The organism is Mesorhizobium sp. M0491 (assembly GCF_040321265.1).
In the GTDB taxonomy this organism is placed as follows: Bacteria; Pseudomonadota; Alphaproteobacteria; order Rhizobiales; family Rhizobiaceae; genus Mesorhizobium.
Map to the genome: position 1 here is coordinate 45,309 of NZ_JAMYRE010000024.1, position 20,257 is coordinate 65,565.

The following is a 20,257-nucleotide window of genomic DNA, read 5'->3' on the forward strand; positions in this document are numbered from 1 at the left end:
GACCGTGAGTTCGATATCGGCAGGGTTCTTGTAAGGCAAGACTTTGCGACGGTATTCCAGCGAATAGTCAGGATTGACGCGAGCAGTTCCTGCCATGCCGCCCACGCGTGGGGAAAACGGCCCAGATGGCCGTAACTGTCGTTGCGAGCCAGCCCCAAGTCGCCCAATGAGGGTCACTAGTTGGGTCAAATCTTTGCGTTGATCATTTGCGGCTTGAGATGCAGTGCGCTCCAGGATCGGCAACCGGAAATCAGGCTGGGAGCCGCCACATTCGTACACGACCTGCACCACGCAATTCCGTTTCCTCGAGTGGGTCGCAAGCAAATTTTGGCCCAAGCAGTTGGCGCGTTGCATCGGAGATACGGATTTCACCGGGCTCCGCGGACGTTTGAATACGTGAGGCGAGATTAACGGTCTCGCCCCACAGGTCATAGGCGAACCGCCTTTTGCCTATGACGCCAGCGACGATCGGTCCCGAGTGAATTCCAATTCTCAGCCTTATCGGTTCTCCTGCGAAGAGTTCGCGCTTGACCGCCTTGCGCAGTTCAACTGCATAGTGCGTGAGGGCTCGTGCATGATCGGATCGCGCGGTGGGCAGGCCAGCGACCACCATGACACAATCGCCGATAGTCTTGATCTTTTCGCAGCCGTGTCGTTCCGAGAGCCTATCCGCCGCCTTGAAGAAGTAATTCAAGATAGCGAGCGTAGTCACCGCTCCGACGCTGCGCGCTCTTTCGGTAAAACCGACGATGTCGGCAAAAAGCACACTCACCTCCGCGTGGTTGTCGGCAATTTTCTTTTGCGCTTTCAACCGCTCCGCGATCGACGCCGGAAGAATGTTGAGGAGCAGGGATTCCGCGCGCTGGTATTCACGCGACAATCCCTCCTGACTCTTCCTCAACGCCTCATTGGCCGAATGTAACTTCTCGTTGAGTTGGCGCTCCCTCTCTTGCAGAAGAGTCATTTCATAAGCCTTCTGTTGAAGCCGCTGCTTGTTGTCGCGTTCGGCAGTGGCATCAAGAAAGAGCAGCCACACGCAGTCATCATCAGCAAAAAGATGAAGGTCCGCGACACGCCCGCTGGGCAGTTCGACCATAGGCATATGAAATGGAAGCTCCGGGCAAGGCAGCAAACCTTCCATGAATTCAAGCTGGTCGGCTACAGGCTTACCGATGCGAAGGCATGAGAGCCCGTAATGTTCAACGTTACCGCCCTTCGCCGCTGTCCGCAGCTGGGCGTCAATTTTCACATACGCAATAGCACGCTCGTTGTAGAAGAAATCGTAAATCCAGCTTCCGACCTCTCTTGGCAATCTTTGCATGGTCTATTTGGTGACCATCGAAGCGAGTTTAAGAAACGCATCATCGACATGCTCACCCGAGAGCGCACTTGTCAGATAGACTTGCCATCCGCGTTGCCTCAGTTCGTCAATTTCTCTATCTGGTATTACCCACCGATCGGCCAGATCTGATTTGTTGAAAAGCAGTACGAACGGCATAGCACCGAATTCAGCCTCGACCCGCTCGCGCAGCGTGAGTGCAGCGGTAAGGGTAGCGGCGCGGGTTCCATCGACGACAAGCACGAGGCCTGTCGCACCTCGCACATGGCTGACGCGGAATGAGCCGATATCATCTTCGCCGGCCAAATCCCATAAAATCAGATCCACTGTTTTGTCCGGGAGTGCGACACTCTTTTTGTCGATTTTCACTCCCACCGTGGTCAAGTAGGTCTCTGAAAAGATGCTTTTCACAAACCTGCGAACCAGGCTCGTCTTTCCAACAGAGAACCCGCCCAACATACAGATCTTTTTTTGCAACATCTTGGGCTCCGACCTAGTCCAAGTTTACCGTAACGGAAACCCGGCGATTGGTGGAGCTACCAGCCTGACTATTTTCAGGCACCGCCGGTTCAAAGGTGCCCGCGCCCCGAACCAGCAGCAGTTCCGGGGCGACGCCGCGCTTGTTGAGAAGCGCACGAACTGTCTCGGCACGGGCGGCGCTGATCGACGCGTTGGCCGTCTCACGGCCCGTGGTGTCCGAATGGCCGGTCAACATGAACCGCGCAGTTACGCCTGACTTGCGGGCATTTTGGGCGAATTCCTTTATTTGATCCGCCAATCTGTCGAGAACCGGCGTCTGCTCTGGTCCCGGCACAACTTTGCCGGAAGAGAAGAAAATGTCGGTCGTCTGGATAGACTCTCTCAAATGATTGAGCTCTGCAAGGTCCAGCTCACGCAGTTGCGAGACGTCCAGAACCACTCCGTCCGCCGAAAGTTGTTCAGCGGCGGCCTGCGCCCGGTTGATCCAGGCGGCAGGAGCCTCGCCCACGACAACGATGCGACCCTGGATGATCGAAAGTCGGACCGATTTCGGCGGCGTCAGCGACGCCGTCAGCCGCTTCACCACAAACTTCGGATCAAGGCTCTGGTAGAATTGCCACTGTGAATGAACGCGGGCAGGATCGACCTCCGTTCCGGACAGCAGAGCTTGCGGGTCGGCGGCAAGCGGGTCTCGCAGGCCGGAAATATAGAAATGTCCACCCCTGGTCGATTGTTGGGCGACGACAATTCCCGGTTGGGCCTCAAGTCGCGACACATAATACTGCCAGTGCTCCGCCGCGCGTGCTTCGGGGCTCACATCACGAACCTTGGAAATGTCGAATTCCGGTCCACCTGCCGAAAGCTGTCGGGCCGCTGCGCGCGCCCGATCTATCCAGGTGTCGGGAGCCTCGCCCTCGGCAATGATGCGATTATTGACGATCGAAAGTCGTACTGTATCCGGTGGATACAGCGACGCCGTCAGCCGTTTCAACACGAACTCCGGCTCAAGGCTCTGATAGAATTGCCATTGTGAATGAACCCGGGCGGGATCGACCTGCGTTCCAGACAACAGCGACTGCGGGTCGTCGGCAAGCGGGTCTCTCAGGCCGGCAATATAGAATCGGCCATCGCGTATTTTTTGTTGTGCAACGATGATGCCCGGCTGGGCCTCCAGTCGCGACACGTAGGCCTGCCAGCGCTTCGCCTCGAGTACTTCGGGGCTTACGTCACGAACCTTGGAGATGTCGAATTCCGGTCCGCCTGCCGAAAGCTGTCGGGCCGCTGCACGCGCCCGATCTATCCAGGTGTCGGGAGCCTCACCCTCGGCAACGATGCGCTCATTGTCGATTGATAGTCGTACTGAATCCGGCGGAGCCAGCGACGCCTTCAGCCGCTTCAGCACGAACTCCGGTTGAAGGCTCTGATAGAATTGCCACTGCGAATGAACCCGGGCGGGATCGACCTGCGTTCCAGACAACAGCGACTGTGGGTCGGCGGCAAGCGGGTCTCTTAGGCCGGCAATATAGAATTGGCCGTCGCGCGCCTGTTGTTCGGCAACGATGATGCCCGGCTGGGCCTCCAGTCGCGACACGTAGGCCTGCCAGCGCGACACATAAGCCTGCCAGCGCTGCCCGGATTGCCAGGAAAGAAAGAACCAACCGCCTGCCAGAATCAAAAACAGCAGGGCCACGGCGACCACCAGCCACGGAAATCCCTCGTTTGATTCCTCCTGCTTCTGCTCCACGCAGGTCCGCAATTGCGCCTCTACCCCGGCCAACTGCGAACTGTCGCCGTCAAACTCTACTAAAGCCTGTGAGCATTCCTCATGGATGCGAAGCAATACATCGCGAACTATTTCATGCAATTCCTCTGGCGGATTTCCCCGGATCACCGAAACCAGGGTCGCAAACGGTCCAACTTCCGACCAGAGACGAAGGTCGCCAAAACGGATAGTGTCCAGGCCGCTCTGCTCTCTCTCGTTGAATGAATCTTTCACAAAATCTTGAATTGCACTAAGCATCGACGAAATCAGCTGGGGATCTTCGCTCGTCGCATTGTCGGCAGCTACATGCGCTATCAAAAGCCCGGAATTACGATTAATGAGAAAGGCATGCTCTACACGATAGATAAGAGAATGCTTTAGGACAACTTCCGAGAAGCTCGCACCTGTCCTCCAAGCTTCAAATCTCCACTTGAGCCCATGCCAGGTAAATATATGTCTTAAAGTTTCATTCAGTGACTGAAATGTCTGGTCGATCTTTTCCCCGATCGACTTGCGGATTGCCGGCAGAAACACCGGGTATAATATATCCGTCAGCGTGCGCGGGCTCTTCTGGATTGACCGTTGCACAGCCCGTTCGACAGCTGGCGCAAGCGCCTCGCCGAGCTGCGCATGAGTCGCTCGCGCGACCGCAATGGGAAGAACATCGCCCACCGCTGCCGCAAGCTGCTCGGGTTCGTCCAGCAGATGCGTAACTCGTGAAAGCTCCGAAATTTCGCGGCTGACCAGCAACTGGCGCAGCGTTTCCATGCGAGGATCGGCGGTTGGAACTCCGTCGAAACGCGCACGATAGTCCGGATCAACGTTCCGGGCAATTTCGACCAAAAGACGAGCCAGAGCCTCGCGATCAATTTCTGTATCGTTCGAGGCTGTTCTTTGTGGAAGACTGATTGGGTCGACGGTTGACGTCAAGGTCCCATCAACTCACTTTCCAGCTACGATCCGAGTTGCCCTTGCTGCCGACGGGATCCTGATTCAGACATTTCGCAACCTCTACAAACAGGCCAGCCAAAAGATTTCGGTCGGTCTTAACGTTGCTGAGATCGGCAAACATTTTCTCTATCAGCATCTGAACGCCTTCATTCTTCTGCTTAATTTCCTCACGCAACAAATGATCGTTTCGATTTATCCGGTCCGAAACGTCCCGCTCAAGCGCGCTCAATTGATCCGACAACGCACGCACCTGCTTTTCAAGTGCCTGGTTTTGCTCGCGAAGATTCCGGTCAATCTCCTTGTCGGCATCGGCTCGTGAGTCTTTTTCGTTCCGCAATTGCGCCGCGAGCGAATCGATCTGCTTCTTTGCATTTGACTCGTACATCTCAAGATTGCGCTTGGCTTCGGATTCGACATCCTTGAAGCGCTGCAACACCCGTTCTTCAAGCTTGGAAAAACGGCGGTCATAGTCCTGCATCTGGTTGCCGAACAGCAGATCGCGTATCTTGTCGACACCTACGGCGTCGCCGGCGCCCCCGTTTTCGCGAACCTGGGCCGCCATGAAGTTCAGCCCGCTTCCGTCTGCATTACCAATCAAATTTGCGTCCGCTTTGTTTGCGGAGGAAACGGCACTCGAAGTACTCGAAGATTCCTTGGCCATCCTTATAACCCTCTATTTGAACCACCTGCCACAGCGCAGAGACCCATAAACAGGTGAAGATGCCAGCAAAATCCGCGACCTGCAAGCCGGAATCTTCTTGGCGCAAACCAATTTGCGTGCTCTTTTTACACCTCTTGGACCGGCCGAAAAAGCACCAGTACCGCTAGGTGTTGCTCTCGCCCCTCTCTGTGATAGCAACCATAGCTGTTTAATCTAATTGGTTATCGAGCGAAATCTACTATGAAGCCGAGTGATACAGTGGCATTATGTATATCTATTTAGACAGACGTAAGTAATGAGTTTTCATTAGAAATTGCTAAAATAGCTGCTCCAGTGAGCAGCATATTGGCTCTCGCTCCGCTATATACTGCCACCATCAGCTTCCGGCGCGATCTCAACAGTAGAAGGAGAATCTTCTTCTTACACGAGGAATCGCCGATCAAGAATGCAGCCCGGAATCGAGGTGTTTCGGTCGATAGGAGAGAGCAATAGGTCCCAATAGCTGGCAGTCATTCAACCAAAGCTTCAGTGGGCTTGCATTGCTGCGTCGTCGATTGCAAAGGACGGCAGTTTGCCATAGCCAGGTGCCAGGGACCGCAGCTTGTGGTCATGGTGCCGATTTCAGGGATCGACATGAGTATGCGGCATGCTTGGTTTTGACGTGCATCTGCGACAGCCGGCGTCCGATCTCGGCGGCACGGATGAAATGCTGCGCCAGGCTTCTAATGTCGCTAGCACGACAGGAGCAAGCTCGCACTGCAGCCAAATGGCGGCGCGACGGCTCGGAAGAGTTTACGGGAGACTGTTTGGACGCAGCATCCTCGATGACCGTTTCCTTTGGCGGGGAAATCGCCGGCTATGTCTTGGGGCTCTTGTACCTTCGAACCAGGCGTGGGTAAGACGGCATGGCGCATAATCCATTGGTTTCAATCGTGGTTCCTGCGCACAACGCAGAGGTGACGCTGGCGCGCGCACTCGATTGCCTTCTCGATCAGGAAATCGTGGATTGGGAGGCGATCATCGTCGACGACGCCTCCACGGACCGCACCCCCGCGATCATTGCCAGTTATGTGGAACAAGATTCCCGATTTCGGACGTTGAATTCTTGCGCCCGTGGCCCCGCCGGCGCGCGCAATAGCGGGATTTCGACGGCGCGCGGCCACTGGCTCATGTTTCTGGATGCGCACGATTGGGTAGACGCCAGCTTCCTCGCGAAAATGCTAGCCGCACTGGAGGCTGCGCCCGATTCAGTGGCCGCCTATTGCGGCTCCCAATGCGTGATGCCCGATGGCGAACTTATCTGGTTGAGCATCTCGTCAGAGGTTGCGATCCAGCCCTTTGAAACATTTGCCCGCCGGTGTGCCATCGCCACCCACGCGCTGCTGCTCGACCGGGAGACAATCGTCGAGTTGGGCGGTTTCGATGTGTCGCTGCGTACATGCGAGGACTGGGATCTGTGGCAGCGCCTCGCCCGTCTCGGCAGAAATTGGGTAATGGTCGACGAGCCGCTCGCCTTCTACCGGGCTAGCCCCAACTCGCTCACCCGCAATTCATCTCAGATGCTGGCCGACGCGGAAATCGTCATCGCCCGTGGCTTCTCTGCCGACTCCAGAGTCAAACACCCGGTGACTATCCACGCCAACGGAGCGAACTCGGCGGATGGCCGCACCGCTTCCGAAGCACTCGCGTGGTTCGCATTTTGGAACGCCGCGTCGGATTGCGGCGGCGGCTCGGGCTCGATCAACCCGCAGTCCCTGCGCGCGCTTCCGGCCGGACGCAAGTGGGCGAGTGAGATCGCCAAGGTAGCCATCAACGGCCTTGCGGTGGGAAGCCTGTCTGTGCCGGCGCAACTGGCTGCCAGGTGGGGAAGGTTCGGCCGCGCCATCACCGAGTTGATTACCGAACTCAGCAAGGTCTGGGACAATCCCGCAGCGGCTCGCCGCATCCAGTATCAGCTTGAGCAAATGCTTCTCGACGCCGACGATCTTGGCGCGCCGCGCAGGCTGGCGCGAACACTTGGAATCCGCGTCGACGCTCGAAATCCGACCTCGACCGAACTGCCGGAAGGAATCGACCAAATCTATGCCTACCTGATGATGGATGGCCACATCGAGGCCGTCGTACAATTCGGCGTGCTCGGGACAGTGACAAGGGATCATTGGATTGAACTGATCCGGAATTTCGCACCGCAAAAGGAGACTGGCGCCAACACTCCGAACACGCTTCCAGCCCGGGCATTGTCAGGCACAGCCGAACGCGAGCCTGATCCGGACAGCCATTTCGGCAAACTCGCGAGATTGGCTGCGCAAGCGCGGGAGTTGGTCCGGTCGAGCGCCGAACCTGCGGAGCCTTCTGCCGCGCCGCGCCGTGCACGGCCCAGGCACGACGAGAATCGCACGTTGTTCTGGAATGGCTATTTCACGACCGAGGATCCCTGGAACTACGGTTCGTCCTATGAGCAGGAAAAATATGAGCGGCAACTCGAGATTCTGCCTGCGGGTCCCATCGGACGGGCACTTGAGCTCGCCTGCGCGGAGGGCCACTTCACGCGGCAGCTGGCGCCGCGAGTGGGCCATCTGACCGCAACCGACATCTCCGCCATAGCCGTGGGACGGGCCCGCGCGCGATGCAGCGATCAGCCGAACGTCGAATTCGGCGTACTGGATTTCTCCGCAGACACGCTGCCGGGTGAAATGGATCTGATCTTCTGTTCGGAAGTGCTCTACTATCTGGATGATCTCGCCGAGTTGCGGCGCATTGCCAAAAAATTCGCAGAGGCGTTGGCGCCTGGCGGCAGTTTCATCAGCGCCCACGCATTCGTGCTGCGTGACAATGTTGAAAGGACGGGCTTCGACTGGAACACATTCGGGGCACAAGCGATCTCAGAGGCGCTCGCAGCGACCGAAGGTCTCGTCCTCGAGCAGTCGATCCAGACCGAGCTCTATCGCATAGACCGCTTCCGCCGCCTGTCACCGCACGATGTAGTGACGGAACCGAGGATTGATCATGCGCCGATCCGCGCGCCCATCGGACTCGGGGTCGTCCGAAATATCGTCTGGGGCGGGGCGCGGGCCTTGCGCCGCGACGTCGCGCGCAGCGAGCGGCGGCCACGTATCCCTGTCCTCATGTACCACAGCGTCGCCGAAGAAGGTCCGGCTGCCCTCGCCCGTTTTCGGCTAACGCCCGCCGCATTCGCCAGCCAGATGGCATGGCTGCGCGCCAATGGCTTTCACGCGACCACGTCCGAGCAACTGGAACGGTCCATCGCCAACCGTCAGCCTTTCGCTGGCCGCCCAGTGCTCATCACCTTCGATGACGGCTTCCAGAATTTTGCCGACCAAGCCTGGCCAACCTTGCGCGCGAACGACCTGACCGCGGAAGTGTTCCTGGTGACTGACCTGGTGGGTGAAAGCGCGCAGTGGGATGCCGAAAACGGTCCGCCGACGCAGCTTATGGATGCCGGGACGGTGCGGCGGCTCGCCGCCGAAGGTGCGTTCTTCGGAAGCCATCTCGCGACGCATCGCGCGATCGATGGTCTGTCGAGCTCTGACTTGGCCGCCGAACTGCTGCGCTCTCGTATGTTCATCGAACGTTGGACCGGTCGGCCAACCTCGGCGTTCGCGGCACCCTTCTCTGTCACCGACCGACGGCTCGGCAGACTGGCCAAGGAGTCCGGCTATCGGATCGGCTTCGGCAGCAGACACGGGCCGGCGGACCTTAATTGCGATCCCATCGATCTTCCACGCATCGAGATTCGCGGGGATCGCTCGCTCGACGACTTTGTCGCCACCGTCGAGGCCATGCTCGATTAAACGGTGAACTTTGTCACGGTCATCGGTCCCGCTCACGTGCGCAAGATCGACGAAACGCTCCGCACTCGCCAGACTGCTGCGATCGCCCGATGTCACCCCGAGATCGGAATGACCTGCCCCGGCGGCTGAGTAAACACTGCCAAAATACCCGGCGCATCAGCATCTTCAAGCGCGGCATGCGTGGCACCTATCAGCCTTGCGCAAAAAAGCATCTGCACCGCGACCTCTCCGAATATGACTTCCGCCATAATTCACGCGTAGCCCCTGGCATGAACGACGATGCACGGGCCGGTCGCAGCCTCGATGGTATCGTCGGCAAGCGCCTCGCCTCGGGTTACTTCACACGGAAGCGAGCGACGGCGCTTAAGCCGAACCATAATAGGGCCTTTCGTAGGGTTCGGAGCTACCACCTGTGCAGGCTAACTGTATTCGATAGCCGCTTTTCCCGTGCAGATGGATTTCAGATTACGAGCAAATAAGTAAACGTCTCCGAAGTAATTCGGATACATTTCCACAAGCTTTTCTTTCTTATCTACCTCGACCAAGACAGCCTTCACCTCACTGCCCCTTAGCTCGATTTTTTGCTCGATCTCTTTCAGTTTTCGCGCGCCTAATATAAGCGCCCAGAACGGCTCGATGGACAATTTATGATCTTTTCCATATTGAAGCAAATAGTATCGAGTTTTGGCTGCTTTATGTACGAAGTTTTCTGGGCAGTGAGTAGTATTATTGATTTTCTCTAGTATGCCGATCGCATCTATACGCTTGTTGAGATCCCGCAATTCTCGAACCCGGTCATTGTGATCCGGAACACTTACATGAACGGGGCACTGCTCAACGTGCGCGAATTCCGCCGACATAAGCTGGAAAAGGCGAAGCCAATCCTGGTCGCCCTCTCCGTGCTTCAAATCCTGGCCCCGGAATAGCCCGACAGCCTCAACCGCAGTTGCCCATGAGTGCTGAAGCTTGGTACGAACTTGCAACTCGATGCGTCGTCCGTCGAAAGCCTCGGTGTCGGCATCTCTGGGTCGGTATTTGAAAACAATATGGTGACTTCGATACCCGTCCGGCTTCGGCTCATCGATATAGTTAAACTCCCTAGAGTGGATCTCATGGGGGAACTTGTCTCGCATCGATGCGAGAAGCGAGCGAACACCTTTGATATCGGCCATGATCGCTCGGCAACCGCCGATGTCGTTCATGGTGTCCAAATTGGTGGTGGACTCTCGAAGCTTCCGACGAATGGATGCCATGCGCTTCGGCCGGGATGCCATGTCGCCCTCCAGTCGCAGGGCTCTTATGTGATGACCGACAGAGAACCGAACGCTGCGCATCGGCAGAAAGTGCGAGTCGCGCCAGCTATTGGCGATTGAGAAGATTTCGAGTGCGTCCACATACTGGCCGACAGTGATGTCTCGTCCGAACTGAATAGGTTTTGCCAGCCGGTCGCCTGCCTTGCGAACGGCTTTCATGCTGTAGGCAAGGCGCGGGTACTCAGTCATTGGAGCCAAGAAATCAAGATAGCCCGCCTCATTCTGGACTGGCCGGACTATCGCAGGGGAATCAGATCCCAAGAGTCATATCCGTTTGGGTAAGCGAAGTACCATAGCGCGCGACATCGGATCTCCGCGAGCGATCGTCTCGGCCGTATCTGCCTAGATCGCGCCCCTGGACATGACGCGGACGTAGATGCCGTCACGGTCAGCCAGCTTATAGTTCTTTTCAGTGCTTTAAGGGCGACGCCGACAACATAGCAATTGCCTCCTGAAAGATACCTCAGGACAATTGAAGGCTTCATGGCAGGAAATTGCCTTTTCTCCATCGCATTGGGCATTAAAAAGCACCACCGTGAGCCTTATTGCTCTGATGGTGGTACCTAGAAATCCGGGTGGGCGATATGCGAAGGTTCATCAAAGCCAATCGACGTTTGAGTGGGCCTGAATCATTCCCACTCGATTGTTCATGTCGGCGACGATCAGCGTCGGTGGCGGCAGTTCATCGAGGATTGGTCTTCGAACGATCTCCTCCCCATCGGCGGTGGCGCGACCGATAGGCCGCATGTTGAGGACGGCCATGCCGAAGCCGGATGCGACGGCCGAGCGCACCGTTTCGTAAGAGCGCGTGCGAAAGCGCACCTCCGGCCGTTTCGCCAGCTCCTCGATCGGCTCTCGAACGCGTGAGGACGATGCTGGGAAATCTTCCTGAATGATCCGTGCGGAACATTGGAAACCTTCGGACGGGTTCGTTCTGGAGCCCAATGCCCTAGAGGCAGCAACAGAGACCGAAGCCAACCTAGCGCTCACTGCCGGACCGGGAGCCGGCAAGACGGAGATGCTCGCAACGCGCCGACTTTCTCCTGCGGACGCGAAGCTGCAGATACCCAAAGCGTATCCTTGCGATCTCCTTCAAGGTCGATGCCAGCACGAACCTCAAGGCGCGCGTAAGGCGCCGGTGCGGCCACCAGCTTGGGGAACGCTTCGACAGCTTCACATTCCATCGCTTCGTGCTCCGCATAATCCAGCAGTTCCGCCTCGCGCTCACCGGGCAGGACGTACTGGCTGCGGACTTCTCCGTCGGGCCGGCTCGCATCCAGGGCCAGTCGATTACATTCAGGGACATGATCCCTCTTGCGAAGACGATCGTCGAGGGCAGCGTGATCGCGCGGAACGCGCTGAGGAAACATACAGCCAGGTATTCTTGGACGAGTTCCAGGACTGCACCGATCTCCAGTACGGCCTCATTAAGGCCTGTTTCCTTGGAACCGGCGCGCAACTCGTAGGGGATGTCATGGAAAGACAGTCTATCGCTATCGTGCAAAGGGAATGCCTGAAATCCGCCTCCCCGGTCAGCCCGGCGATCCGGAATTCGAGGCTGCCTATGAAAGGGCAACGCAGGGCCAGGGCCTCAAGGCAGCTATTATCGACCTACCCGGTCGGGCGTTGCCAAAGACATTCGGTCATGCTGCGCGGCGGCTTGAAGCGACGATGGAATGGCTGGACTTTGACGAAGCGACGCAGCGGAAGAATGCCCGTCTTATTGAACGCTTCCTTCGGATGCAGGTCGATCCTGCCTGTCCGCTAACTTGGCGCGATACGCCCGTCGAACATCTCGACGCCGACCATCTGCGTTCGATTATAGAAAGCGTCTTTGCCGCCACAGGACGGTTGCCAAGCACCTGCTGGTCGCAATCAAGAAGCTCTTGTGGGTGGGGATCGAAATTGAGAAATGGATCAAACCGCAGAACGAATCCTCACTGTCGATCCACGTCCGGATTCCTAATCGACCGCCAATCCCGCGTGGCGGGTCCCCATTCGGGAAAAGTTCGAGGCGCGCCATCCGATTGGCTCCCCGCCCCGCACCTGCTACGCGCTCGCGTTCTGGCTCGGCAACCGTCGAGGCGATATCGCCTCGTTGGAATGGGACGATTTGGTTTTCGAGGAGATCGAACTGTTCGACGGGGCTCTAGAGGTGATCGAGGCCTTCGATTTCCGGCAGAAGAAAACCGCAACCATCACGGCGGGCGCGAGATGTTTATTGGCGCCGCTTGATCGTTCGAAAGGCGGCACGGTGCTGAAGAATGCCTATGGGCACCCATTCGCGGAAAAGAGCCTCACCGGCATGATGGCACATTGGCACAAGCAGGCCGGCATTCCGGAGGGCTACACTCTGCACGGGCTACGCCGTACCTTCGGCACGTATCTCGCCGAATGCAACATCCAAGCGCGTGCTATCATGGAGGCGATGGGGCATTCTTCCATGACGGTGACGGACGAATATGTCCGAGAGGCCAACAAGAAGCGAATGGCTGTCGACATAGCCCGCGCCATCAATGAGCGCGAGGCCAAACGCGATGCGATGAAGCAGCGAGCGGCCCTGCGCGTCGTCAAGTAAGTGAAATCAACCGACCATGCGCAGCGTGGCCATATCAGCGGCCCTTTTTTTGGGGCCCACAATGGGTCCAAAACGTTTTGGACCGACGCATATTTTGATCAATAGACTCAATGGTTATGGTGGTGCAGGCAGTCATTGGCGAACCAGTCTCTGTCTGATTTTCCCTATTAGAGCCCGAAAAACAGCGAATTTCTGGCGATTTTGAGCGGCCGAGCCAATTCCGGCCTGAAATCTCACAGTAGTTTCAACGCGTTGTCCAGGAATTCCCTATTCGCCCTAACAGGGAAATGAAAGTAGTCCAACAGGGAAACGCCACGTGCGTCAGGCGCGGGAAATGCGCATCGCTTGCTTGACTTTGAGCGGCCTAGCGACTGGGTTGTCTCACCCACCGAATCCGTCCCCAAGCCAAAAATGCCGCACACCTTCACCCGCCAAGAATTGTATGACCTCGTTTGGTCGACCCCTATCGTCACGCTCGCTGAGCGGTTCGACATATCGGACGAGGGCTGGCGAAGACTTGTGCTCGCTATCAGATACCCGTTCCCGGCCGCGGCTATTGATCGAATGGGCCAAACAGCGGCTGGCTCACATCGAAGCGCAGAACCAACTTGATGTGCTGACTTCGAACCTGCGCGAGCAAAATCTCTTTCCCGACCCAGACGATTTGGATAATCCTGAGGGTGATCCGCCACCGCCAAAGACCCTGTGGGGCTAGCAACGCATTGCAAACGACCTGCTCAGACGGTGGGCCAGCGCCCTGCATCCCGTCGGCCCAATTGAGTTGCAGGTTCGAGGTGAGCTGTGCCTTGCGAAACAGGTCTTTACCTTCCGGGCTGTTTGCGGACGACACGCCGATCCAGTCGATATCGCGCCGCGGCGTCATGATATCGGCGATGCGCCGATCGCCAATGTTGAAGACGCGCTCGACGAGCTCCTGCTGGGTCTGGTGAAGCAGCCCTGCCTCCTGGCTCGCCGCGACAAGCAGCTTCAGCTCTAGGCGAATGCAGGGACTCCTCGCCCGTCCCTGGCCGCAATCCTCAGAGACGCAACACCAGATTGCCAAGACCGTTCAAAGCGAGGATCGCCGGCCTGAGCAGGAACAGGAACAGGCCTAGCGGCCGCACCACCCAGAGTGCCGTGCCCTCGCTACGCTGAAGCGCCAGGCTTTTCGGCGCCAACTCGCCCAGAACGATGTGGAGAGCAGTGATGATAATAAAAGCAATTGCTACGGCGATTATATGGGATCCGGCGGTGGCAAGAGACCCCATCGCTCCGACCAGCAGTGGCTCGATCAGATGGGCGAGTGCAGGTTCGCCAACCCAGCCAAGCGCCAGCGACGAAATGGTGATACCCAGCTGGGTCGCGGCAAGATTGGCATCGAGATTCGCCAAGGCTCTTTGAAGCAGCCCGGCATTCAAGCGTCCAGCGGTAGCAAGTTCGTCGACTCGGCTCCGCCTGACCGCCACCAACGCAAATTCCGCAGCGACAAAGAAGCCATTTGCGCCAACGAGTACTAGAACCAACAGAATTCCAAGAATGTCGCGTAGACTACCATCGTCCGCCGGCATGATATCCTCTGCTGGATCTGACTGGCGGGATCTGTGAAGCGTATTTGGCGCTATTGCGCAACCGCATTGGGCTCAGAATTATCACGCGGAGCTGCTGCCCCGACGCGGGGGCTCTGGCTTTGGACAGCGTTAGGAAGAAGTGATTTGCCAGACCGCTACGCCGGCTAGAACAATTCCGGCAGCGCCTTCGATCGTCCGCGAAATGGCATCGAACAGGCGTGGCCGGCTGTCGAAGAAATGCACTAGGCGCTCCCGAAACAGGATCGACAACACCGCAACGCAAGACAGCGTCAGCGCCACGCCGGCCATCATGGTGATTGCAAACAGGATACCGGCGAGCGGAACGCCTCTGGATATTGCGAAGGTCATCACGAAAAGCGTCAGCGGGCATGGGATCAAGCCGGCCATGACGCCGACGGCCTCGCCCTCATGCTTGTGGTGATGGCCGTGGCTCAATGCGCGCCAGAGCATCCAGACGCCTATGAGTCCAAGCAGCCCGCGACTGACGTCTTCTAGTAGCGGCGCGCGGCCAACACTGCCCAGGGCAATAGACACCAACGGTAGCGAGAGCGCCGCGATCAGCACGGCAATCGTCACATGCGTGAAGGAAAGTGTCAGTGATACCCGAAGACCGCGCGAAACCTTTGCGTCCGAACCTGCCAAATACGTGGCCAGTAGGGCTTTGCTGTGACCCGGCGTCAGCGCATGCGCTGCACCGAATAACACGCCCATCGGCAGAAAGGCCGTGAAGGCCAGCCAATCGCCGCCGGCCGAAAGCAGTTTGATCTGCTCGGCCAGCGCCAGGTAGATCGTGCGTTGGAAGTCGACCAGCGTCTGGAACATGGCCATCGAACCGGCTCCGGGTCAGCCGCAGGTCAATTCGAGGCGTGTCGCGAAAATCTTGCCGAGATCGGTCCCTGTTGGGTCACTGAAGAACGCGTCTGTCAGGCTTTTCTGGTTCTGTGCGATGGCCGTGTCCGGATCTGGACGGACGACCGCGCGTGAGCAGCCTACAGGCAGGCCAGCCACAGCAATCTTGTCGTCGTCGGTAAAATCGATCGCCGTGTAGAAGGTCGGGTCATAGACGCCGATGCTGACTTTTCCAGCAAGAGCCAACGGGTCCTTCGGCTGCGTTTCGAACTGGACAACGAGCTGATCATTCTCAAAGCTGACGCTGAACTTCGGTGGCGGCGCCATCGTCACGTCCTTGCCGTTCAAGGTCACCATCTGAAAGTAGTTGTACCCGGCCAGCGACGCATGGACGGTGAGAGCAACCTCATCGAGTTCTTTTGTATCAAGGACAAGGTCGGAATTCTTGTCGAATTCCATCAGCACAGTGCTGGAAAAGAGGTCGTCGAAACGCCAGAGATGCCGAAGTGATTTGACCGTGCGGTCTTGACCGACGGTCATGTCCAGCTTCGCTTCGGCAAAGACATGGGGATGGGCACTCGCCGCCGCGGCGGAAGCGAGCAACAGCGCGACGCCTGATACCATGCCCGTCAGTCGCATTTTCACTCGCACTTCATCGTTTCCGGTCAGGCAGCACGTCTGGCATTGCAAGCAGGCCGAAATGGGACATGCGGTTAAGGTGGGCCCTCAAGATCAAATCACGCTCAGCGTCATGGCGGCAAGAACAAGATAACGGCCGACCTTGGCCGCAGTGACCAGCAAGAGGAAAACCCGAAAAGGCTCGCGCAGGACGCCCGCGACGACGGTCAGCGGATCACCGACAATTGGCAGCCAACTCAGCAGAAGCGACCACTTCCCGTAACGGCGATACCACACTTGTGCGCGGTTTAGTTGCGTTTGGTTCGCCGGAAACCACCGCCGGTCCCGAAAGCGCTCAATGCCTCGGCCGAGCAACCAGTTAATCACCGACCCAAGCACGTTGCCGACGCTCGCGACTCCGACTAGCAACCAGGGCGAATAATCCGCAAGCAAGAGCCCGATCAGCACCGCTTCCGATTGCATCGGCAAGATCGTCGCGGCGATGAAGGCTGCCAGGAAAAGACCAGCGTAGGCTGCGAGATCGGTCATTGAACAGTATCCTGTCTGTCGACCTAATGATGGTGACCTTCGGGTTCGACCATCTTGAACGGCAGCACCTGTTCGCGATCCTTGGCCTTCAGGACCAGTCTTGCCTCGAATTCATGCGGCTCGGCAGGGGCCAACGTGCTCTCAAGGCGATGATGGTTGTCGGCGACAGGATCGAGGTGCAACGTCTCCGGCCCCTCTGGCCGGTCGATGATCACCGTCGCCGTCAGATCATCGGCATGCCGATCGATAGTCAGCCGCATCCGCTCGCCGGCCGGCGTGTCGACGATCTCCAGTGTCCCCGCAGCCAGATCGCAGTCGACCTTGAACGGCTCCGGCGCATGATGACCATGAGCGTGAGAGGGTTCCGTGCCCTTTTCGGCAGATCCGGCCGGGCTTTCCAGACGCACATTGGCTTCCGCCAACGCCGGCAAGTGGGCGAACAGCTCCTCTTTGAGGGCTTCGGTTACACCCAGCACGTCCTTGGCCGTCAGCATGTCCGGAACGCTGATGGCGACATCGGCATGCAGACGATGGCCGACCCATCGCGCCTGCACGCTTTGGACGCGCTCGATCCCGGACACATGCTCGGCGGCATGATGGATTTCATCGACGATGCCGGGCTCGACGCCGTCGAGCATGCGGGTCAACACGGCTTTCGAAGATTGCCAGACGATGGCGAAGATCGCCAGCGTGATCAACAGTCCGACGATCGGATCGGCAAGCGGAAAACCCAGCCATACGCCGATAGCGCCCAGCACGACCGCCAGACTGGTAAAGCCGTCGGTGCGGGCATGGTAACCGTCCGCGATCAGCGCCGCGCTGTTGATCTCGCGGCCGACCCGGATACGGAACACGGCGACGGCCTCGTTGCCGATGAAGCCGATCAAACCGGCTATGGCGACCCAGCCAAGAAATGTGATTGGCTTCGGATTGATCAACCGGTCGATCGCCTCGTAGCCGGCAACGATGGCGCTGAACAGGATGATTAGGACAATCAGAATTCCGGCCAGATCCTCGACGCGGCCCAGCCCGTAGGTGAACGTCTTGCTCGGTTGGCGACGGGCCAGCATGAAGGCGACCCACAATGGGATGGCGGTGACCGCGTCGCCGACATTGTGGATCGTGTCGGCCAGCAGTGCCACGCTGCCGGAGAGGAACACGACCACGACCTGAAGCGCCGCCGTGATGGCCAGAACCACGAATGACCATTTGATCGCCCAGATGCCGCGCGTCGTCGTGGCGATCGTCGGGTCGATGACGCCATGGGTGTGACCATGGCCGCCCTCGCCGTGATCATGTCCGTGGCCGCCCATGCCATGCGTCATCGGGCCGAATCCGAACCAATCGCGAACTTTGTCCATTATGGCGCTTCTCACAGGTACTTGGTGATATCTTTGAACTCGTCGATCGAGCGACGCTGCTCGAGCGCCAGCGGTCCGACGACGTCCTCAAGGCAGTGGTTGAGGTGGTCTTGGATCAGCGTCTTCTTCGCCTGGGCGATGGCCTTCTCCACGGCATGAAGTTGCTGGGCGATGTCGAGGCACGGTCGGCCGGCCTCGATCATCTCGACGATCCCGCGCAGATGGCCGTCGGCGCGCTTCAGCCGCTTGATGATGGCAGGATGGGTTTCGTGGACGTGGGGACGCTCATTCATACCTTGATGCTATCCCCCCAGAGAGGATATTCCAAGCCTCAAAGTGGCCTCGATTCTGGTGCACGCAACCATTCGTTAGGATTTTAGAGAATAATCGTTAAGCATGCCGAATTGGATCAATAGCGCAGCCTTTCGCCTCGTCATCGCTTTCGCGATGGCGCTCGGCATGCTGCTGTCGCCTATGGGCGGTTCGGTCTCGCACGATCCCATCGCGCTCGCTGCCGCCGAGGCCGACCGTCACGCCGAACTGGCGGGACAGATCGAAGCCCACGGGCACGTCCACGATGACGGTGCAACCGAGGAGCAGGGATCCGGCCATTCTCACGGCCACAATCCCGCCGACCACTCGCACGAGACGGCGAGCACGCTTCCGGACTTTTCCCCGGCCGTTCCTGCGGCCGGGCGGACCTGGGTGATTTATCCGCCGTCCTTGTCCGACCCGGAAGCAAGTTCCCGGCTCGATCGCCCTCCGAGACCGATCCTCACCGCATGATCGCGGCCGCTTGCGCGGCCACCCTCAACGACGAAGATTGGAATTCTCATGCAAGGATCCTGCTATCAGGGCCTGCCATGCTCGCCTTGCGCGCGCTGGCGACCCGCCCTACCTGTGTTGCTCGCTCTCCTGACCCTCCCATTGTTTGGGGGAGCTGCCCTCGCCCATGCCGTTGCCGAAGGCGACAAGGGCTATATCCAGGAGATCACGGGCATCAATCTGCTGCCCTTCATCTATCTCGGCGCCAAGCACATGGTGACGGGATACGACCACATCCTGTTTCTGTTCGGCGTGATCTTCTTCCTCTACCGGATGAAGCACATTGGCATCTATGTGAGCCTGTTCGCGCTCGGCCATTCCACGACCATGCTGCTTGGCGTCTATTTCAACGTTGGCATCAACAGCTACATCATCGACGCAATCATCGGCCTGTCGGTCGTCTACAAGGCGCTCGACAATATGGGCGCTTTCCAGAGGTGGCTCGGTTTCCAGCCGAACACCAAGATCGCGACGCTGATCTTCGGCTTTTTCCACGGCTTTGGTCTGTCGACGAAGATCATCGAATACAACATCTCGCCCGACGGGCTAGTGCCCAATCTTCTTGCCTTCAACGTCGGCGTTGAGATTGGCCAGCTTCTGGCGCTCGCTGCCATCCTTATTGTCATGGGCTACTGGCGCCGGACCGATAGTTTCTGGCGCCACGCATACACCGCCAACACCATCACGATGACCGCCGGGTTTGTGCTGATCGGCTATCAGCTCACCGGCTGGGTCGTCTCCTGAACCTCCAAGTAAAGATCCACAAAAAAGGAATTCTCCTATGTATAATACCGACATCCCGACCCGCGCCGAACTGCCGACATCCATGCAGCTCCTTCGCTCTACCGTCATCGCAATTCTCGCGGCAGCTGCCATCCTTGTGACCATCGTGCTGCCGGCCGAATACGCCATCGACCCCACCGGCGTTGGGCGAGCGCTCGAGCTCACCGAGATGGGCGAGATCAAGACACAACTGGCCGAAGAGGCCGAGCAGGACCGCCTTCGCGAACTGCAAAACGGCACTCCAACCGCAGTGCCAGCCCGAGATCAGCAGTCGAGTCTTCTGGAGCGCGTCTTCGCTGAACTGGTGATTGGTTCAGCCTCTGCCCAGGAACTCCGGACGGACGAAATGTCGGTCACCCTGAAGCCCGGCGAAGGAGCTGAGATCAAGCTCGTCATGGCCAAGGGCGCACAGGCAAAATACTCTTGGACGGCCAATGGCGCGGCGGTGAACTTCGACACCCATGGTGACGGCGGCGGCGAAAACATTTCATACGAGAAGGGACGCGGGGCTGCAGAGGACGAGGGCGTACTTGAGGCAGCGTTTGACGGTAATCACGGTTGGTTCTGGCGTAACCGCACCGATGCCGACGTCACCGTGACGCTGAAGACGAACGGTGCCTACACCGACATCAAACGGATGATGTGAACGATACGTCAATCTTATCCGGCGCCGTTTGGCGCCGGAGTGGCGCGCTGTTCATTGCCACGACCTCACTGTTTGGCGCACCACCGTCCCGTGAGCATTCGTGTCGGGTGGGCGGCGGCGTGGTGAATTGGTGCGCCGCTA

Annotated in this window: 17 protein-coding genes and 2 pseudogenes; 7 read left to right on the plus strand and 12 right to left on the minus strand. The window is 58.2% G+C overall.

Features of this window, described 5'->3' with window-relative positions:
- Positions 1-250 precede the first annotated feature (250 nt).
- Genes NKI69_RS26585 through NKI69_RS26600 form a run of 4 tightly spaced genes read right to left on the minus strand, consistent with a single transcriptional unit; the run spans position 251 to position 5,193 of the window.
- Positions 251-1,321 carry an adenylate/guanylate cyclase domain-containing protein gene (locus NKI69_RS26585; protein ID WP_023809563.1) on the minus strand — a complete coding sequence of 357 codons (1,071 nt, stop codon included), beginning with the start codon at positions 1,319-1,321 and terminating at the stop codon, positions 251-253.
- 3 nt (positions 1,322-1,324) lie between these two features.
- Positions 1,325-1,819, minus strand: a complete 495-nt coding sequence (locus NKI69_RS26590) for a Rab family GTPase (RefSeq protein ID WP_023809564.1) — start codon at positions 1,817-1,819, stop codon at positions 1,325-1,327.
- 13 nt (positions 1,820-1,832) lie between these two features.
- Entirely contained in the window at positions 1,833-4,511 is a 2,679-nt protein-coding gene (locus NKI69_RS26595) for an OmpA family protein (RefSeq protein WP_352722839.1), read from the minus strand.
- Positions 4,512-4,518: 7 nt separating this feature from the next.
- Positions 4,519-5,193 (minus strand): coiled-coil domain-containing protein, encoded by a 675-nt coding sequence (locus tag NKI69_RS26600; RefSeq protein ID WP_031212622.1) that lies wholly within the window; start codon positions 5,191-5,193, stop codon positions 4,519-4,521.
- A gap of 905 nt (positions 5,194-6,098) precedes the next feature.
- Between NKI69_RS26600 and NKI69_RS26605 the strand changes: the two genes are divergently transcribed.
- Both NKI69_RS26605 and NKI69_RS26610 read left to right on the plus strand, forming a co-directional pair.
- Positions 6,099-9,005: a glycosyltransferase gene (locus NKI69_RS26605; protein WP_352722840.1), complete on the plus strand. Its 2,907-nt coding sequence runs from the start codon at positions 6,099-6,101 to the stop codon at positions 9,003-9,005.
- A 158-nt stretch (positions 9,006-9,163) separates the two neighbouring features.
- Positions 9,164-9,331 (plus strand): annotated as a pseudogene (locus NKI69_RS26610) (IS1595 family transposase); the annotation flags it as partial.
- Between the two features lie 93 nt (positions 9,332-9,424).
- On the opposite strand, the gene NKI69_RS26615 reads toward NKI69_RS26610, so the two are convergent.
- Both NKI69_RS26615 and NKI69_RS26620 read right to left on the minus strand, forming a co-directional pair.
- Complete coding sequence (locus NKI69_RS26615) at positions 9,425-10,579, minus strand: RelA/SpoT domain-containing protein (protein WP_245486161.1); 1,155 nt, start codon at positions 10,577-10,579, stop codon at positions 9,425-9,427.
- A gap of 336 nt (positions 10,580-10,915) precedes the next feature.
- A complete protein-coding gene (locus tag NKI69_RS26620; RefSeq protein WP_206638033.1) occupies positions 10,916-11,296 on the minus strand; it encodes a type 2 periplasmic-binding domain-containing protein in 381 nt (126 codons plus the stop codon).
- 107 nt (positions 11,297-11,403) lie between these two features.
- Here NKI69_RS26620 and NKI69_RS26625 point away from each other — a divergent pair, with 107 nt between their 5' ends.
- Together NKI69_RS26625 and NKI69_RS26630 are read left to right on the plus strand one after the other, a co-directional pair.
- Positions 11,404-11,784 carry a DEAD/DEAH box helicase family protein gene (locus tag NKI69_RS26625; protein ID WP_352722856.1) on the plus strand — a complete coding sequence of 127 codons (381 nt, stop codon included), beginning with the start codon at positions 11,404-11,406 and terminating at the stop codon, positions 11,782-11,784.
- A 632-nt stretch (positions 11,785-12,416) separates the two neighbouring features.
- Complete coding sequence (locus tag NKI69_RS26630) at positions 12,417-12,896, plus strand: tyrosine-type recombinase/integrase (RefSeq protein ID WP_352722841.1); 480 nt, start codon at positions 12,417-12,419, stop codon at positions 12,894-12,896.
- An 832-nt stretch (positions 12,897-13,728) separates the two neighbouring features.
- Here NKI69_RS26630 and NKI69_RS26635 read toward each other — a convergent pair.
- The 6 genes and pseudogenes from NKI69_RS26635 to NKI69_RS26660 all read right to left on the minus strand — a co-directional run.
- A pseudogene (locus NKI69_RS26635) lies at positions 13,729-14,464 on the minus strand (hemolysin family protein); the annotation flags it as partial.
- A gap of 129 nt (positions 14,465-14,593) precedes the next feature.
- Entirely contained in the window at positions 14,594-15,307 is a 714-nt protein-coding gene (locus NKI69_RS26640) for a HoxN/HupN/NixA family nickel/cobalt transporter (protein ID WP_023809575.1), read from the minus strand.
- 21 nt (positions 15,308-15,328) lie between these two features.
- Positions 15,329-15,973 (minus strand): DUF1007 family protein, encoded by a 645-nt coding sequence (locus tag NKI69_RS26645; protein WP_502895378.1) that lies wholly within the window; start codon positions 15,971-15,973, stop codon positions 15,329-15,331.
- A 93-nt stretch (positions 15,974-16,066) separates the two neighbouring features.
- On the minus strand, positions 16,067-16,501 hold the full coding sequence (locus NKI69_RS26650) for a YqaA family protein (protein WP_127292005.1): 435 nt from the start codon (positions 16,499-16,501) through the stop codon (positions 16,067-16,069).
- A gap of 23 nt (positions 16,502-16,524) precedes the next feature.
- Entirely contained in the window at positions 16,525-17,862 is a 1,338-nt protein-coding gene (locus NKI69_RS26655; RefSeq protein ID WP_502900201.1) for a cation diffusion facilitator family transporter, read from the minus strand.
- A gap of 11 nt (positions 17,863-17,873) precedes the next feature.
- Complete coding sequence (locus NKI69_RS26660; RefSeq protein ID WP_023669876.1) at positions 17,874-18,155, minus strand: metal-sensing transcriptional repressor; 282 nt, start codon at positions 18,153-18,155, stop codon at positions 17,874-17,876.
- Positions 18,156-18,258: 103 nt separating this feature from the next.
- On the opposite strand from NKI69_RS26660, the gene NKI69_RS26665 reads away from it, so the two are divergent.
- Genes NKI69_RS26665 through NKI69_RS26675 form a run of 3 tightly spaced genes read left to right on the plus strand, consistent with a single transcriptional unit; the run spans position 18,259 to position 20,116 of the window.
- Positions 18,259-18,648 carry a hypothetical protein gene (locus tag NKI69_RS26665; protein WP_352679048.1) on the plus strand — a complete coding sequence of 130 codons (390 nt, stop codon included), beginning with the start codon at positions 18,259-18,261 and terminating at the stop codon, positions 18,646-18,648.
- Positions 18,649-18,696: 48 nt separating this feature from the next.
- Positions 18,697-19,431, plus strand: coding sequence for a HupE/UreJ family protein (locus NKI69_RS26670; protein ID WP_352679045.1), 735 nt, complete (start codon positions 18,697-18,699; stop codon positions 19,429-19,431).
- 37 nt (positions 19,432-19,468) lie between these two features.
- A complete protein-coding gene (locus NKI69_RS26675; protein WP_023708301.1) occupies positions 19,469-20,116 on the plus strand; it encodes a hypothetical protein in 648 nt (215 codons plus the stop codon).
- The last annotated feature ends 141 nt before the right edge of the window (positions 20,117-20,257 follow it).

Coding starts and splice junctions, on each gene's coding strand:
- NKI69_RS26675 (WP_023708301.1), top strand. CDS start 19,469: ATGTATAATACCGACATCCCGACCCGCGCCGAACTGCCGACATCCATG.
- NKI69_RS26605 (WP_352722840.1), top strand. CDS start 6,099: ATGGCGCATAATCCATTGGTTTCAATCGTGGTTCCTGCGCACAACGCA.
- NKI69_RS26585 (WP_023809563.1), bottom strand. CDS start 1,321: ATGCAAAGATTGCCAAGAGAGGTCGGAAGCTGGATTTACGATTTCTTC.
- NKI69_RS26660 (WP_023669876.1), bottom strand. CDS start 18,155: ATGAATGAGCGTCCCCACGTCCACGAAACCCATCCTGCCATCATCAAG.
- NKI69_RS26670 (WP_352679045.1), top strand. CDS start 18,697: ATGCAAGGATCCTGCTATCAGGGCCTGCCATGCTCGCCTTGCGCGCGC.
- NKI69_RS26600 (WP_031212622.1), bottom strand. CDS start 5,193: ATGGCCAAGGAATCTTCGAGTACTTCGAGTGCCGTTTCCTCCGCAAAC.
- NKI69_RS26640 (WP_023809575.1), bottom strand. CDS start 15,307: ATGTTCCAGACGCTGGTCGACTTCCAACGCACGATCTACCTGGCGCTG.
- NKI69_RS26655 (WP_502900201.1), bottom strand. CDS start 17,862: ATGGACAAAGTTCGCGATTGGTTCGGATTCGGCCCGATGACGCATGGC.
- NKI69_RS26590 (WP_023809564.1), bottom strand. CDS start 1,819: ATGTTGCAAAAAAAGATCTGTATGTTGGGCGGGTTCTCTGTTGGAAAG.
- NKI69_RS26650 (WP_127292005.1), bottom strand. CDS start 16,501: ATGACCGATCTCGCAGCCTACGCTGGTCTTTTCCTGGCAGCCTTCATC.
- NKI69_RS26665 (WP_352679048.1), top strand. CDS start 18,259: ATGCCGAATTGGATCAATAGCGCAGCCTTTCGCCTCGTCATCGCTTTC.
- NKI69_RS26645 (WP_502895378.1), bottom strand. CDS start 15,973: ATGCGACTGACGGGCATGGTATCAGGCGTCGCGCTGTTGCTCGCTTCC.